Below are 13,548 nucleotides of genomic sequence, written 5' to 3'. Positions count from 1 at the left end.
TCCCCGGGCGCGGTATCATGCCGCGCCGATTTCCTGTCTACCCAGCCCGCACCTTTGCGTTATAGTATTTCCACTTATCAGGCTGGAGTTCACAATGTTAAACGTGGAAATGCTGTCCACCGGCGACGAAGTGCTGCATGGGCAAATCGTCGATACCAATGCCGCGTGGCTGGCGGATTTCTTTTTTAATCAGGGATTGCCCTTAACGCGTCGCAACACCGTTGGTGACGATCTTGATTCTCTGATCGCTATTTTACGCGAGCGCAGTGAGCATGCGGACGTGCTGATCGTCAACGGCGGTCTGGGGCCTACCAGCGACGATCTCAGCGCGCTGGCCGCGGCAACAGCTAAAGGCGAGTCGTTAATTCTGCACGCCGGATGGCTGGAGACGATGACGCGTTTCTTTGCCGAACGCGGACGACCGATGGCGGAAAGCAACCGCAAGCAGGCGGAAATTCCCGCCAGCGCGGAGATGATCGACAACCCGGTGGGCACCGCCTGCGGTTTTGCCGTTCAGCTCAACCGCTGTCTGATGTTTTTTACCCCCGGCGTGCCGTCGGAATTTAAGGTGATGGTTGAGCAGGAGATTTTACCCCGCCTGCGCGAACGCTTCCCGCTGTCTGCGCCGCCGCTGTGCCTGCGCCTGACCACCTTTGGTCGTTCAGAAAGCGACCTGGCGCAAAGCCTCAACCCGCTGCCGCTGCCGCCTGGTGTGGTGATGGGCTACCGTTCTTCGATGCCAATTATTGAGCTGAAACTCACCGGCCCCGCTGAACAGCGCGACGCGATGCTGGCGCTGTGGCCAGAAGTGCAAAAAGTGGCCGGCGAGAACCTGATTTTTGAAGGTACCGAAGGGCTGCCTGCGCAGATTGCGCGCCGCCTGCAGGAGCGGCAGCTGAGCCTGACCCTCAGCGAGCAGTTTACCAGCGGCCTGCTGTCGCTCCAGCTCTCCCGCGCCAATGCTCCGCTGCTGGCGAGCGAAGTGGTTCCCGCCCAGGAGGAGACGCTGGCGCAGTCGGCCCGCTGGACGTCAGAGCGGCGGGTGAAGCATTTTGCCGGCCTGGCGCTGGCGGTCTGCGGCCAGGAAGCAGATTACCTGAACTTCGTGCTCTCCACCCCGGAAGGCACCCACGCGCTGCGGGTTAAGCTCAGCGTCACCCGCTACAGCCTGCAGGTTCGCCAGGAGGTTTGCGCGATGATGGCCCTGAATATGCTGCGCCGCTGGCTGAACGGCCAGCCGGTAGCCGGCGATCACGGCTGGATTAACGTGGTCGAAACGCTGTCGATTTAAGCCGCCAATCGCGCCGGGAACCCCTCCCGGTGCGTTTTCAGTCCAGCCCGCTGTACTTATTTTTAAATATTCTGTGCGCTATCCTCCCTTTATACGCTGCGAAATGTCCACCCCGCTGGAATAACGCCGCTCATCCTGACCTGCAGCGGATTATTGAGCAGAGCATTCGCCGCATTCGCGCGGCGGGCAAAGCGGCCGGCTTCCTTGCCGTCGATCCGAAAATGGCGCAAAAAAGCCTCGAGTGGGGTGCCAATTTTGTCGCCGTTGGCGTAGATACTCAGCTCTATACCGACGCGCTGGATAGCCGGCTGGCGATGTTTAAGCCCGGCGCACGGCGGGAGGAGGAAAAGGGGAGCTACTGACCCCCCGTAATCATGGCGCAGAGGTTCAGGACAGCGCCTGCGCCAGCAGGGTGATGGGATGTTCACAGCGCTTGCTGGTGGACATCTCAATCTGCCATTTGCAGGTTTCACAATCGGTCACCACAATATCGGCGCCGCTCTCCTCAATCTGGCGGAAGAGCGGCGCGCCGATGGCCTGCGAAGAAGCGTAGTTCTCCGATTTAAACCCGTAGGTACCGGCGATGCCGCAGCATTGCGAATCAAGGACCTCCAGCCTCAGCCCGGGAATTTGCCGCAGCAGTTCGAGGCTATACAGCGACCAGCCCATCTTTTCCATATGGCAAGGGGTGTGGTAGACCACCTTAAGCGGCAGCGGCTTTAGCGCCAGGGTTCGCCCGCCGTCAAGCTGGCGCCAGATCCAGCGCGTCGCCAGCTCAACGTTGTCGCGCACGTCGCTATTGTCAACATCCAGCACGTGCGGATACTCATCGCGCAGGGTGAAAGTGCAGGTGGAGGAGGTGGCGATGGTCGGTAGCGCGCTTTCGCGCATGGCGGCGACGTTACTCAGCGCCTGCCTGCGGGCTTTGGCAAAAAAGCCGTTGGCAATTAGCGGCACGCCGCAGCATTTTTCTTTGGACAGCAGCTGTACCCCGGTGCCCATGGCGTTCAGTACGCGGATAAGATCTTTACCCAGCTGCGGATGGTTGTAGTTGACGTAGCAGCCGTGAAAGAACGCGACCTGGTCGCTAAACTGCGCCTGCCGCGCGGCGAGCTGGCGGTATGCCCGGCGGAAAGTGCCGAAACCGTATTTTGGCAGCGTCCGACGGTGATCTATCCTGAGCGCCGTATCGAGCAGCCGGCGCACCGGCTGTAGCCCCGTTACGGCGTTGACCAGCGGCGCAAACGGCGTAGAAAGCGTGCCCATAAGATCCGTATGGCTCAGCACCGCATCGCGTAGGCTGGGCTTCTGCTGGCCGTACTGCGCCCGCGCCCGCTGGATAATATCGCCGATTTTAACGTCAGAGGGGCAGGCGACCTCGCAGCGCTTGCAGTTTATGCAGTACTTCAGCGCCTCGTCATACAGCGCGCCGTCTTTTAGCCGCAGCCGCTCGCCGTCGGGTCCCGCCTGCTTAGGGCCGGGATAGCGCGGATTAACCCGGCTGACCGGGCAGGCGGTGGTGCAAACGGTGCATTTGATGCAGCTCTCAAAGCGGGTATCGTTCATCGTTCGCCTCCGGCAAGGTCGTTGATCTGTTTGGCGACGTGCAGCGCGGTGACCGCGCAAACGCCGCCGCCGCATCCCAGCTGAATGGCGTCAAAGCCGCCAAGCAGAGAACCGGCGGCAAACAGGTTGTTGAGCGGCCGACCCTGCAGCAGCGGACGCAGCATCGCATCCGTTTTAAGGCCGAAGCGCTGCCAGGGCTGCGAGGCGAAGAAATCCCGCTGATACCAGCTCTCGCGCGGCATGCTCTGCTGTAGGTCGAGGCCCAGAATCGGCTCGCGCACGCCATCGCGCCCGGCGATCAGGCCGTTGCTGAAGAAGCTGCCGCTGGCCAGGACGGTAAAGCGTGGCCGCAGCGGGATATCGCCATGGTTACGCGTCCATACCCTGTTGACCATTCCATCCTGATGGCTGATTTTCATCACCTCATCTCCGGCCAGCCAGGTTCCTCCGCCGCGAATAAAGCGGCGCTGGAGCTGGCTATGCAGGCGCATTCCCGGAACCGAAGGGGGCAGAGTTGGCAGCAGGCGCAGCGGGCAGGGCAGGCGCTCCTGTAGCCACAGATACAGGTGGTTATCGCTAAGGCCAAAGCAGGCGGGCAGGATCAGCAGGTCGTGCTCCTGCGCCAGCGGAAGTAGCGCGGCCAGCAGCGCCGGCCAGTGGCGCTCGTCATCCAGCACTCTGGCGATATTGGCGGCGCGAAATTCGCTCGGACTCTCGCGCAGGACGTCCAGCAGCGGTAAGTCGATTTCCGCCGCGCCGGCGTTCATCCCCTGCTGATTAAGCGACGCGGCGGCGAGGTGCGGCTGGAAGTCGGCAAAGCCGCCGATCCCGACCAGGCAGGGGCGCAGGGCGGTTAACGGATAAACGGGAACTTCCTGCGGGGAGAGCCACGCGGCGCGCAGGGTGCCGAGTGGCGTAATGCGCAGATGCGGCCGGTCGGCATCGCCCTGCATCACAATGCCGCTGGCGGCCAGCAGCGCCTGGGTTTGCGCCGCGTAGTCCATGACGAGTTCGACGCCGATCCTCGCGTAGGGATGCTCCGGAGCCTGGCCTGCCAGCCGGGAGAGACCCTGGGCAACCTCGGTCACCTTTTCGCCGTCGGGCAGCTCGGATAGCAGGTCCAGCGAGGCGGAGGAGAAATGCAGCGCGCTTTGACCGCGGCTGACGATCGCGCTGCGCAAACCGTATTGATTCAGGCTCAGCCCGCAAAGTAGCCCGGCGAGCCCGCCGCCGATAATCGCGCAATCAAATTTCATCCTGCTGCTCCTTTTGCAAACCGCACAGCCCGAGATAGACCCAGCGGGTGAATTCACTTTCGCGCAGCGCATCGCCCCAGGCGACGGGCTGTACGCCTTTCCAGCGTTCGTTTAAAAACTCGGAAAGCTGGGTCAGCGATTGGGCCGGCGTGGCGACATTGAAGCGCTGCAGCAGCCCGGCGGCGCGGCAGGCGCACAGCTCGCCCTGGCAGGTCCCCATCCCGATTCGGGTGCGACGGCGTAAATCGAGCAGGTTGTTGACCGCTAAATTTTCTACCGCGTACTGCACTTCCCCCGCGGTAACCGCTTCGCACTCGCAGACCAGGCTGCGATGCTGGCGGCTATCGCCAAGCCAGGCGGGCGTGCGATCGCCGTGACGGTACACGGCCGATCCCCGCAGCGGCGCGGGCAGAGAGATGATTTTTTGCAGCGTTGTTTCGACCGGCTCGCGGGAACCTGGTAAAGGCGCGTCGGCGGTGGTGCAGGGGACGGTGTTGCCGAGCTTGCGGCAAACGGCGTCCGTCGCCCATTCCGCCATCAGGCGGTAGGTCATCAGCTTGCCGCCGGTAATGGTGATAAACCCGGCCATCCCGTCGCGTTCGGCATGATCCAACAGCACAATACCGCGGCTGACGCTACGACCGCTGGGATCGTTATCGCTGGCCACCAGCGGGCGCACGCCGGAGTAGGCGCGCAGCACCCGGGTGCGGGCCATGATGGGGGTCAGCTTCTCGCCTTCGCGCAGCAGGGTATCGACTTCCGCGGCGGTGACCCGATTATCGTCAATTTCATCGTAGGGAATATGCACCGAGGTGGTGCCAATCAGGGAGATGGTATCCCCGGGAACCAGAATATCCGCATCGGCAGGCTTGCGGCAGCGGTTGATAACGTGGCGGTTAATGCGATGGTCGAGGATCAGCAGCGATCCTTTAGCCGGAAACATCGCAATGCGCAGATCGGCATATTCCGCGATCCGCTGTCCCCAGATCCCGGCGGCATTGACCACCACGCTGGCGCGCAGCGTGCGGCTTTCGCGGCGCTTATGGTCATAGCACTGCATGCCGTGGACCCGATCGCCGCTGCGCAGCAGGCCGGTGATTTCGCACCCGGTGAGGATGGTGGCGCCGTGTTCGCGGGCGTCCAGCATATTGGCCGCGCTCAGACGAAACGGATCGACCGTGCCGTCGGGTACCTGAACGGCGCCGAGAAGCGCGGGATTGACGGTCGGCTCAATGCGCAGCGCCTCGGCGGGCGACAGCTGGCGGGTCTCAATTCCGGCCTGCCGGCAGGCGTGAATAAAGGTCTGCTGCCAGGCAAGGTCGTCTTCGGGTAAGGTAATAAACAGCCCGTTAGTCGGTTCCACACAGTGGCGGGCGATGCGGCGCAGGATGTGGTTTTCGCTGATGCATTCGCGCGCCGATTCGCCGTCGGTCGCCGCGTAGCGGGCGCCGCTGTGCAGCAGCCCGTGATTGCGCCCGGTCGCCCCGGTGGCGATATCGTGGCGTTCTACCAGGGTTACGCGCAGCCCGCGGAGCGCGCAGTCGCGGGCGATCCCTGCTCCGGTTGCGCCGCCGCCAATGACAATGACATCACATTCACCGGTCTCGGCCATCTCTCTATCCCTCTACTTTCGTTTTACGCCATTTAGCCACACAAATAGTACGTATTGTTTGATTTCGAGCATATTCGCGCGTTTATCGAGCATGGAATGTGATTTCATGCTCACAATGGAATTTTTTGTCATATTTTTGTAACAAAGCGTGCGATATTTCACAGTATCGTCTGCGAGGTTTCCCTACCATCGCGCCATATCAGAAGTGGGTGATTAAATTAGGTTTTTTTTTACCTGTACCCATAAAAGCAAATGGCAACGGAGGCTGCTATGTTAAGTATTTTTAAACCCGCGGCGCATAAAGCGCGTTTACCCGAGGCGGAAATTGACCCGCACTATCGTCGACTACGCTGGCAGATTTTTATCGGTATTTTCTTTGGCTATGCCGCCTACTATCTGGTGCGCAAGAACTTTGCGTTAGCCATGCCGTACCTGGTGGAGCAGGGATTCTCTCGCGGCGATCTCGGCTTTGCGCTGTCCGGGATCTCCATCGCCTATGGCTTTTCAAAATTCATCATGGGCTCGGTATCCGATCGCTCGAATCCGCGCATTTTTCTGCCGGCGGGGCTGATCCTGGCGGCGCTGGTCATGCTGGTGATGGGCTTTGTGCCCTGGGCGACCTCCAGCATCATGGTTATGTTTGTGCTGCTGTTCCTCTGCGGCTGGTTCCAGGGGATGGGCTGGCCGCCCTGCGGGCGCACGATGGTGCACTGGTGGTCGCAGAAGGAGCGTGGGGGCATCGTTTCGGTATGGAACTGCGCGCATAACGTTGGCGGTGGGATCCCGCCGCTGCTGTTCCTGCTTGGGATGGCCTGGTTCAACGACTGGCACGCGGCGCTCTATATGCCGGCGTTTGGCGCGATCCTGCTGGCGGTATTTGCCTTTGCCATGATGCGCGATACCCCGCAGTCCTGCGGCCTGCCGCCGATTGAAGAGTATAAAAACGATTATCCGGATGATTACAGCGAACAGCATGAACAGGAGCTCACCGCCCGGCAGATCTTCCAGCAGTATATTCTGCCAAACCGGCTGCTGTGGTATATCGCCATCGCCAACGTCTTTGTCTACCTGCTGCGCTACGGCATTCTCGACTGGTCGCCAACCTACCTGAAAGAGGTGAAACACTTTGCGCTGGATAAATCCTCCTGGGCCTACTTCCTCTACGAATATGCGGGGATCCCCGGAACGCTGATTTGCGGCTGGATGTCGGATAAGGTGTTCAGAGGCAACCGTGGGGCGACCGGGGTCTTCTTTATGACGCTGGTGACCATCGCTACCGTCGTTTACTGGCTTAACCCGCCGGGTAATCCGGGCGTTGATATGGCCTGCATGATCGTTATCGGCTTCCTGATTTACGGTCCGGTGATGCTGATTGGCCTGCATGCTCTCGAGCTGGCGCCGAAAAAGGCCGCCGGTACCGCGGCGGGCTTTACCGGGCTGTTTGGTTATCTGGGAGGCTCCGTTGCCGCCAGCGCCATCGTCGGCTACACCGTCGACTTCTTCGGCTGGGACGGCGGGTTTATGGTGATGATTGGCGGCAGCGTGCTGGCGGTGCTGCTGCTGATTGTGGTGATGGTGGGTGAAAAGCGTCATCACCAGCAGCTGAAACAGTCCTGAGGAATGAGCATGAAAACGGCAATAACGACCTTGATGACCGGGATTTTGCTGGCAGGCTCCACGCTGAGCTTTGCCGCTCAGGCGGGGGATAAGATAGTCATTGCCCACCGTGGCGCCAGCGGCTATCTGCCGGAGCATACGCTGCCGGCGAAGGCGATGGCCTATGCCCAGGGAGCCGATTATCTCGAGCAGGACCTGGTGATGACCAAAGACGATCGGCTGGTGGTGCTGCACGACCACTATCTCGATCGGGTCACCGACGTGGCGGAGAGATTTCCGCAGCGCGCGCGTCAGGATGGCCGCTTCTACGCGATCGACTTCACCCTGGCGGAGATAAAAACGCTGAAGTTCAGCGAAGGGTTTGAACCCAAAAACGGTAAGAACGTCCAGACCTTCCCGGGGCGCTTCCCGATGGGAAAAGCGGATTTTCGCATTCATACCTTTGAAGAGGAGATTGAGTTCGTTCAGGGGCTGAACCACTCCACCGGGAAAAATATCGGTATCTACCCGGAAATTAAAGCGCCGTGGTTCCACCATCAGGAAGGCAAGGATATCGCCACCAGCGTCCTGCAGGTGCTGAAGAAGTATGGCTACACCAGCAAGCAGGATAAGGTGTACCTGCAGTGTTTTGATGCCAACGAGCTCAAGCGCATCAAGAACGAGCTGGAGCCGAAGATGGGGATGAACCTGAACCTGGTGCAGCTGATCGCCTACAGCGACTGGAATGAAACCCAGCAGCGCCAGGCGGATGGCAAATGGGTTAACTACAGCTATGACTGGATGTTTAAGCCCGGCGCGATGGGGCAGATTGCCCAATACGCCGACGGCATCGGCCCGGACTACCATATGCTGGTGGCGGCGAACGCCAGGCCGGGCCAGGTGGCGCTGACCGATATGGTGAAAGAGGCGCATCGCCAGCATCTGGTGGTCCACCCCTATACCGTCCGCGCTGACCAGCTGCCGGATTACGCCACCGACGTGAACCAGCTGTTCGACCTGCTGTATAACAAGGCTGGCGTCGATGGATTGTTCAGCGACTTCCCGGATAAGGCGGTGCAGTTTCTGCAGCAAGAGGGGGAACGCCGCTAGCCCGCGGCGTGAATGGTAGACCTGTCCGCGCCGCGAATGGCAAACCTGTCCGCGCCGGCTGGCGCGGATGGGATGTTGTCGGGCAGCTACATCTCGATTTCGATATCGCTTTTTGCCCGGCAGCAGCAGGGCAAAATCTCTCCCGGCTGAATAAACGCCAGCGGCTCGGTCAGCCAGTCAACCTGGCCGGACACCAGCCGCGTGCGGCAGGAGCCGCAATAACCTTCACGGCACTGATACTCCACGTCGATATTATGCGATTCCAGGGCATCAAGCAGGCAGCGGTGCTCATCCTGACACTCGAGATGAGTGTCAGAAATTTTCAAAAAAATGCGTTTCATCAGAGCTGGAAGTTGCTCAGGTCGTCGGCATCGACTTCGGCATCGATCTGCCCCACCAGGTAAGAGCTGACTTCCACTTCCTGCGGCGCAACCTGCACGTTATCGGATACCAGCCAGGTATTGATCCACGGGATTGGGTTAGAGCGGGTCTGGAACGGCAGATCGAGGCCAACCGCCTGCATGCGGATATTGGTGATGTATTCGACGTACTGGCAGAGAATGTCGCGGTTCAGGCCAATCATTGAACCATCGCGGAACAGATAATCCGCCCACTCTTTCTCCTGCTGAGCCGCCAGCACGAACAGGTCATAGCACTGCTGCCTGCACTCTTCGGCAATGTCGGCCATTTCCGGATCGTCGACGCCGGAACGCAGCAGGTTCAGCATATGCTGGGTGCCGGTAAGGTGCAGCGCTTCGTCGCGAGCGATCAGGCGGATAATTTTAGCGTTACCTTCCATCAGCTTACGCTCGGCGAAGGCGAAGGAGCAGGCGAAGCTGACGTAGAAGCGAATCGCTTCCAGCGCGTTAACGCTCATCAGGCACAGGTACAGTTTCTTTTTCAGCTCGCGCAGGTTCACGGTGACGGTTTTACCGTTAACGCTATGGGTGCCTTCGCCCAGCAGATGCCAGTAGCTGGTCAGCTCAATGAGCTCATCGTAGTAGCTGGAGATCCCTTCCGCGCGCTTCTGAATCTGCTCGTTGGTGACGATATCATCGAAGACCATCGCCGGATCGTTGACGATGTTGCGGATGATATGGGTGTAGGAGCGCGAGTGAATGGTTTCAGAAAACGCCCAGGTCTCTACCCAGGTTTCCAGCTCAGGAATCGAAATCAGCGGCAGTAGCGCGACGTTCGGGCTGCGGCCCTGGATGGAGTCCAGCAGGGTCTGGTACTTCAGGTTGCTGATGAAGATATGCTTTTCGTGATCCGGCAGCGCCTGATAATCGATACGATCGCGGGAAACGTCAACTTCCTCCGGGCGCCAGAAGAAGGAGAGCTGCTTTTCGATAAGCTTTTCGAAGATGTCATATTTTTGCTGATCGTAACGGGCAACGTTAACCGGCTGGCCAAAAAACATCGGCTCAAGCAGCTGATCGTTTTTGGTCTGAGAAAAGGTGGTATATGCCATTAAATGTGCGTCCTGTGATGTTATTGCCCCTCGCTCCGGCCCTACAGACGGGGCCGGGCTTTGATGTTCCCTCGCCATGGGGCGAGGGGGGCGTTATCAGATCTTACAAGCGCCGCTTTCGCAGCCGTCGTCCTGGATGGATGGCGCCAAATCGTCCTGCGCATCTTCCGCGCCATCACGGGTGTTGTGATAGTACAGAGTTTTTACGCCAAATTTATAGGCATTGAGCAGGTCTTTGAGCAGCTGCTGCATCGGCACTTTTCCGGACGGGAAGCGCGTCGGGTCGTAGTTGGTGTTGGCCGAAATCGACTGATCGATAAACTTCTGCATAATGCCGACCAGCTGCAGGTAGCCATCGTTGCTCGGCATTTCCCACAGCAGCTCGTAGCCGTTCTGCAGCTTTTCGTAATCCGGAACTACCTGGCGCAGAATGCCGTCTTTCGAAGCCTTGATGCTCACATGGCCGCGCGGCGGTTCAATACCGTTGGTGGCGTTAGAGATCTGCGAAGAGGTCTCTGAAGGCATCAGCGCGGAGAGGGTCGAGTTACGCAGGCCGTGGGTTTTGATCGACTCGCGCAGCTGCTCCCAGTCGTAGTGCAGCGATTCGCTAACGATAGCGTCGAGATCCTTTTTATAGGTATCGATCGGCAGAACGCCCTTGGCATAGGTGGTTTCGTTGAACCACGGGCAGGCGCCCTGTTCGATAGCCAGCTCGTTGGAGGCTTTCAGCAGGTAGTACTGAATAGCTTCAAAGGTTTTGTGCGTCAGGTTGTTGGCGCTGCCGTCGGAGTAGCGTTTGCCGTGTTTTGCCAGATAGTAGGCAAAGTTAATCACGCCGATACCCAGCGTACGACGGCCCATGGCGCCGCGTTTTGCCGCCAGAATCGGGTAGTCCTGATAGTCCAGCAGCGCATCCAGCGCGCGAACCGCCAGCACCGCCAGATCTTCCAGCTCGTCCAGGCTCTCAATCACGCCGAGGTTGAACGCTGACAGGGTACACAACGCGATTTCGCCGTTTTCATCGTTGACGTCATCCAGCGGCTTGGTCGGCAGGGCGATTTCCAGGCACAGGTTGGACTGACGAACGGGCGCGATAACCGGGTCGAACGGGCTGTGGGTGTTGCAGTGGTCAACGTTCTGGATGTAGATACGGCCGGTAGAGGCGCGCTCTTGCATCATCAGAGAGAACAGCTCAACCGCTTTGATCCGCTGCTTGCGGATGCTGTCGTCTTTTTCGTACAGGGTGTAGAGACGCTCAAACTCGTCCTGATCGGCGAAGAAGGCGTCATACAGGCCCGGGACGTCGGACGGGCTGAACAGGGTGATATCTTCACCTTTCAGCAGGCGGGTGTACATCAGCTTGTTGATCTGTACGCCGTAGTCCATGTGACGAACGCGGTTCGCTTCGGTGCCGCGGTTGTTTTTCAGCACCAGCAGGGTTTCAACTTCCAGATGCCACATCGGATAGAAAAGGGTGGCAGCACCGCCGCGCACGCCGCCCTGTGAACAGGACTTCACCGCGGTCTGGAAGTGCTTATAGAACGGGATGCAGCCGGTGTGGAAGGCTTCACCGCCGCGAATCGGGCTACCGAGAGCACGGATGCGGCCGGCGTTAATGCCGATGCCGGCGCGCTGGGAGACGTATTTCACAATCGCGCTGGAGGTGGCATTGATGGAGTCGAGGCTGTCGCCGCACTCAATCAGTACGCAGGAGCTGAACTGGCGGGTTGGCGTACGCACCCCGGACATGATCGGCGTCGGCAGCGAAATCTTGAAGGTAGACACCGCGTCATAGAAGCGCTTGACGTAGTCCAGACGGGTCTCGCGCGGGTAGTTCGAGAACAGGCAGGCGGCGACCAGAATGTAGAGGAACTGGGCGCTTTCATAAATTTCGCCGGTCACGCGGTTCTGCACCAGATACTTACCTTCCAGCTGCTTAACAGCCGCATAGGAGAAGCTCATATCGCGATCGTGCACGATGAACGAATCCATCTGCTTGAACTCTTCTTCCGTGTAGTCTTCCAGCAGATGAGTATCGTATTTACCCTTGTTGACCATCTTTGTGACGTGATCGAACAGCGCCGGCGGCTCGAACTGGCCGTAGGCCTTTTTACGCAGATGGAAAATCGCCAGACGCGCGGCGAGATACTGGTAATCCGGAGCATCGCGGGAGATAAGATCCGCCGCGGCCTTGATGATAGTTTCGTGAATATCGGCAGTTTTGATGCCGTCGTAGAACTGAATGTGGGAACGCAATTCTACCTGAGAAATCGAAACGTTATTCAGTCCTTCTGCCGCCCAATCCAGTACGCGATGGATTTTGTCGAGATTAATACGCTCGGTTGTACCGTCGCGCTTTGTCACCAGCAGACTCTGATTCATGTGGATTATACCTGTCCGTGAAAGAAAATATCCCCCGCTTATCCACAGAGAGCCGTTGTGACTAACTCTGTGGATAAATACTATATGTAGGGGGTTGTAGATAAAAAGAACGCTATATGGTGAGTATTCTAGTAAGGATTCTTTTGAGTACAAGAGTTGATTTTGACGTTAAATTGAGGTTGCGGAAGCGTAATAATAGCCGGGCCCACGTCGCATAAGGCCTGGCGAAGATGTCAATAAACTCAAAAATAAAAATGAAAATTTGATCGAGTGCTGATTTCTTCAGCGCCAGGAAAAATTACGCGGCTTGATGCCGCGCAATCATCATATGAAAAACTGCTGACGTTATGCGTTTTTCGCCGTTGTATGCAACATATAATTAACATCTACCCCCGGAGCCAGCTTGAAGGTATTGGTTAGCGGATTGAAATGGAGGCCGGTAATATGCTGCTCTTTCAGATTTGTCTGATCCACCCAGCCGATCAGCTCGGACGGCTTGATAAACTTCTTCGCGTCATGGGTCCCCTTGGGCACCATCTTCAGCACGTATTCGGCGCCGACTACCGCCATCAGCCACGCTTTGCCGTTGCGGTTGATGGTTGAGAAGAAGACCTGGCCTCCGGGCTTAACCAGCCGCGCGCAGGCGTGGACGACGGACTGCGGGTCGGGAACGTGCTCCAGCATCTCCATGCAGGTCACCACGTCGTACTGCTGCGCATGCTTCAGCGCGTGCTCTTCGACGGTCTCCTGGACATACTCAACCTGAACGCCGCTTTCCAGCGCGTGCAGCTTCGCCACCTGCAGCGGTTCAAAGCCCATATCCAGCCCGGTCACCGTTGCGCCTTCCCGCGCCATGCTCTCCGCAAGAATGCCGCCGCCGCAGCCGACGTCGAGCACTTTTTTGCCGAACAGGCCGCCGGAGCGCTGCGCAATATAGCCCAGCCGCAGCGGGTTGATGCGATGCAGTGGTTTGAACTCGCCCTCTAAATCCCACCAGCGCGAGGCGACGGCTTCAAATTTAGCGATTTCATTATGATCAACGTTGTGGGCCACCGACGGTTTTTCGGCATTCATGGGCGCTTTTACTCCTTTTCAGTTCAGACCTGCGAGTATATCAGCAGACCGCCATGAATAAACCGTCTATACCCGTCGCCTTTCGCACCGCCTCTTCGTTGGCCGCACGCGCTCACCCGAATCACTCACTACGGTGAGCTCATCGGGACTCCCGCGTTTGCCGCCTTGATGCGGTACGAAATTCATTGGG

General features: G+C 58.7%; 10 protein-coding genes and 1 pseudogene. 4 read left to right on the top strand and 7 right to left on the bottom strand.

From position 1 onward, the window contains the following. Positions 1 to 94 precede the first annotated feature (94 nt). Positions 95 to 1,291 carry a nicotinamide mononucleotide deamidase-related protein YfaY gene (locus EDF75_RS10905; RefSeq protein WP_133599199.1) on the top strand — a complete coding sequence of 399 codons (1,197 nt, stop codon included), beginning with the start codon at positions 95 to 97 and terminating at the stop codon, positions 1,289 to 1,291. A 119-nt stretch (positions 1,292 to 1,410) separates the two neighbouring features. Beyond that, positions 1,411 to 1,653: pseudogene (locus EDF75_RS10900) on the top strand (aldolase/citrate lyase family protein); the annotation flags it as partial. Positions 1,654 to 1,678: 25 nt separating this feature from the next. On the opposite strand, the gene glpC reads toward EDF75_RS10900, so the two are convergent. The 3 genes from glpC to glpA are packed head-to-tail and all read right to left on the bottom strand — an operon-like array spanning position 1,679 to position 5,725. Then, positions 1,679 to 2,857 (bottom strand): anaerobic glycerol-3-phosphate dehydrogenase subunit GlpC, encoded by a 1,179-nt coding sequence (gene glpC / locus EDF75_RS10895; protein WP_133599197.1) that lies wholly within the window; start codon positions 2,855 to 2,857, stop codon positions 1,679 to 1,681. After that, positions 2,854 to 4,113 (bottom strand): glycerol-3-phosphate dehydrogenase subunit GlpB, encoded by a 1,260-nt coding sequence (glpB, locus tag EDF75_RS10890; RefSeq protein ID WP_133599195.1) that lies wholly within the window; start codon positions 4,111 to 4,113, stop codon positions 2,854 to 2,856. Before glpB ends, glpC begins: the two co-directional genes overlap by 4 nt. Then, entirely contained in the window at positions 4,103 to 5,725 is a 1,623-nt protein-coding gene (glpA, locus tag EDF75_RS10885; protein WP_133599193.1) for an anaerobic glycerol-3-phosphate dehydrogenase subunit A, read from the bottom strand. The genes glpB and glpA overlap by 11 nt, the downstream gene beginning before the upstream one ends. Positions 5,726 to 5,995: 270 nt before the next feature. Between glpA and glpT the strand changes: the two genes are divergently transcribed. Together glpT and glpQ are read left to right on the top strand one after the other, a co-directional pair. Next, positions 5,996 to 7,342 (top strand): glycerol-3-phosphate transporter, encoded by a 1,347-nt coding sequence (gene glpT, locus EDF75_RS10880; RefSeq protein ID WP_133599191.1) that lies wholly within the window; start codon positions 5,996 to 5,998, stop codon positions 7,340 to 7,342. Between the two features lie 9 nt (positions 7,343 to 7,351). After that, positions 7,352 to 8,431 carry a glycerophosphodiester phosphodiesterase gene (gene glpQ / locus EDF75_RS10875; RefSeq protein ID WP_133599189.1) on the top strand — a complete coding sequence of 360 codons (1,080 nt, stop codon included), beginning with the start codon at positions 7,352 to 7,354 and terminating at the stop codon, positions 8,429 to 8,431. Between the two features lie 86 nt (positions 8,432 to 8,517). On the opposite strand, the gene yfaE is transcribed toward glpQ, so the two are convergent. From yfaE to ubiG, 4 genes are all read right to left on the bottom strand, one after another. After that, positions 8,518 to 8,772 (bottom strand): class I ribonucleotide reductase maintenance protein YfaE, encoded by a 255-nt coding sequence (gene yfaE, locus EDF75_RS10870; protein WP_045855971.1) that lies wholly within the window; start codon positions 8,770 to 8,772, stop codon positions 8,518 to 8,520. Next, positions 8,772 to 9,902 carry a class Ia ribonucleoside-diphosphate reductase subunit beta gene (nrdB, locus tag EDF75_RS10865; protein WP_133599187.1) on the bottom strand — a complete coding sequence of 377 codons (1,131 nt, stop codon included), beginning with the start codon at positions 9,900 to 9,902 and terminating at the stop codon, positions 8,772 to 8,774. Before nrdB ends, yfaE begins: the two co-directional genes overlap by 1 nt. Before the next feature lie 96 nt (positions 9,903 to 9,998). Continuing rightward, positions 9,999 to 12,284 (bottom strand): class 1a ribonucleoside-diphosphate reductase subunit alpha, encoded by a 2,286-nt coding sequence (gene nrdA, locus EDF75_RS10860; protein ID WP_133599185.1) that lies wholly within the window; start codon positions 12,282 to 12,284, stop codon positions 9,999 to 10,001. 345 nt (positions 12,285 to 12,629) lie between these two features. Further along, positions 12,630 to 13,358 (bottom strand): bifunctional 2-polyprenyl-6-hydroxyphenol methylase/3-demethylubiquinol 3-O-methyltransferase UbiG, encoded by a 729-nt coding sequence (gene ubiG / locus EDF75_RS10850; RefSeq protein WP_041146530.1) that lies wholly within the window; start codon positions 13,356 to 13,358, stop codon positions 12,630 to 12,632. Positions 13,359 to 13,548 lie beyond the last annotated feature (190 nt).

The sequence above is a fragment of the Klebsiella sp. BIGb0149 genome, from assembly GCF_004362605.1.
Taxonomy (GTDB): Bacteria; Pseudomonadota; Gammaproteobacteria; order Enterobacterales; family Enterobacteriaceae; genus Klebsiella; species Klebsiella terrigena.
The sequence above is the reverse complement of the archived record's forward strand: the minus strand, read 5'-3'. Positions and strand labels throughout refer to the sequence as shown.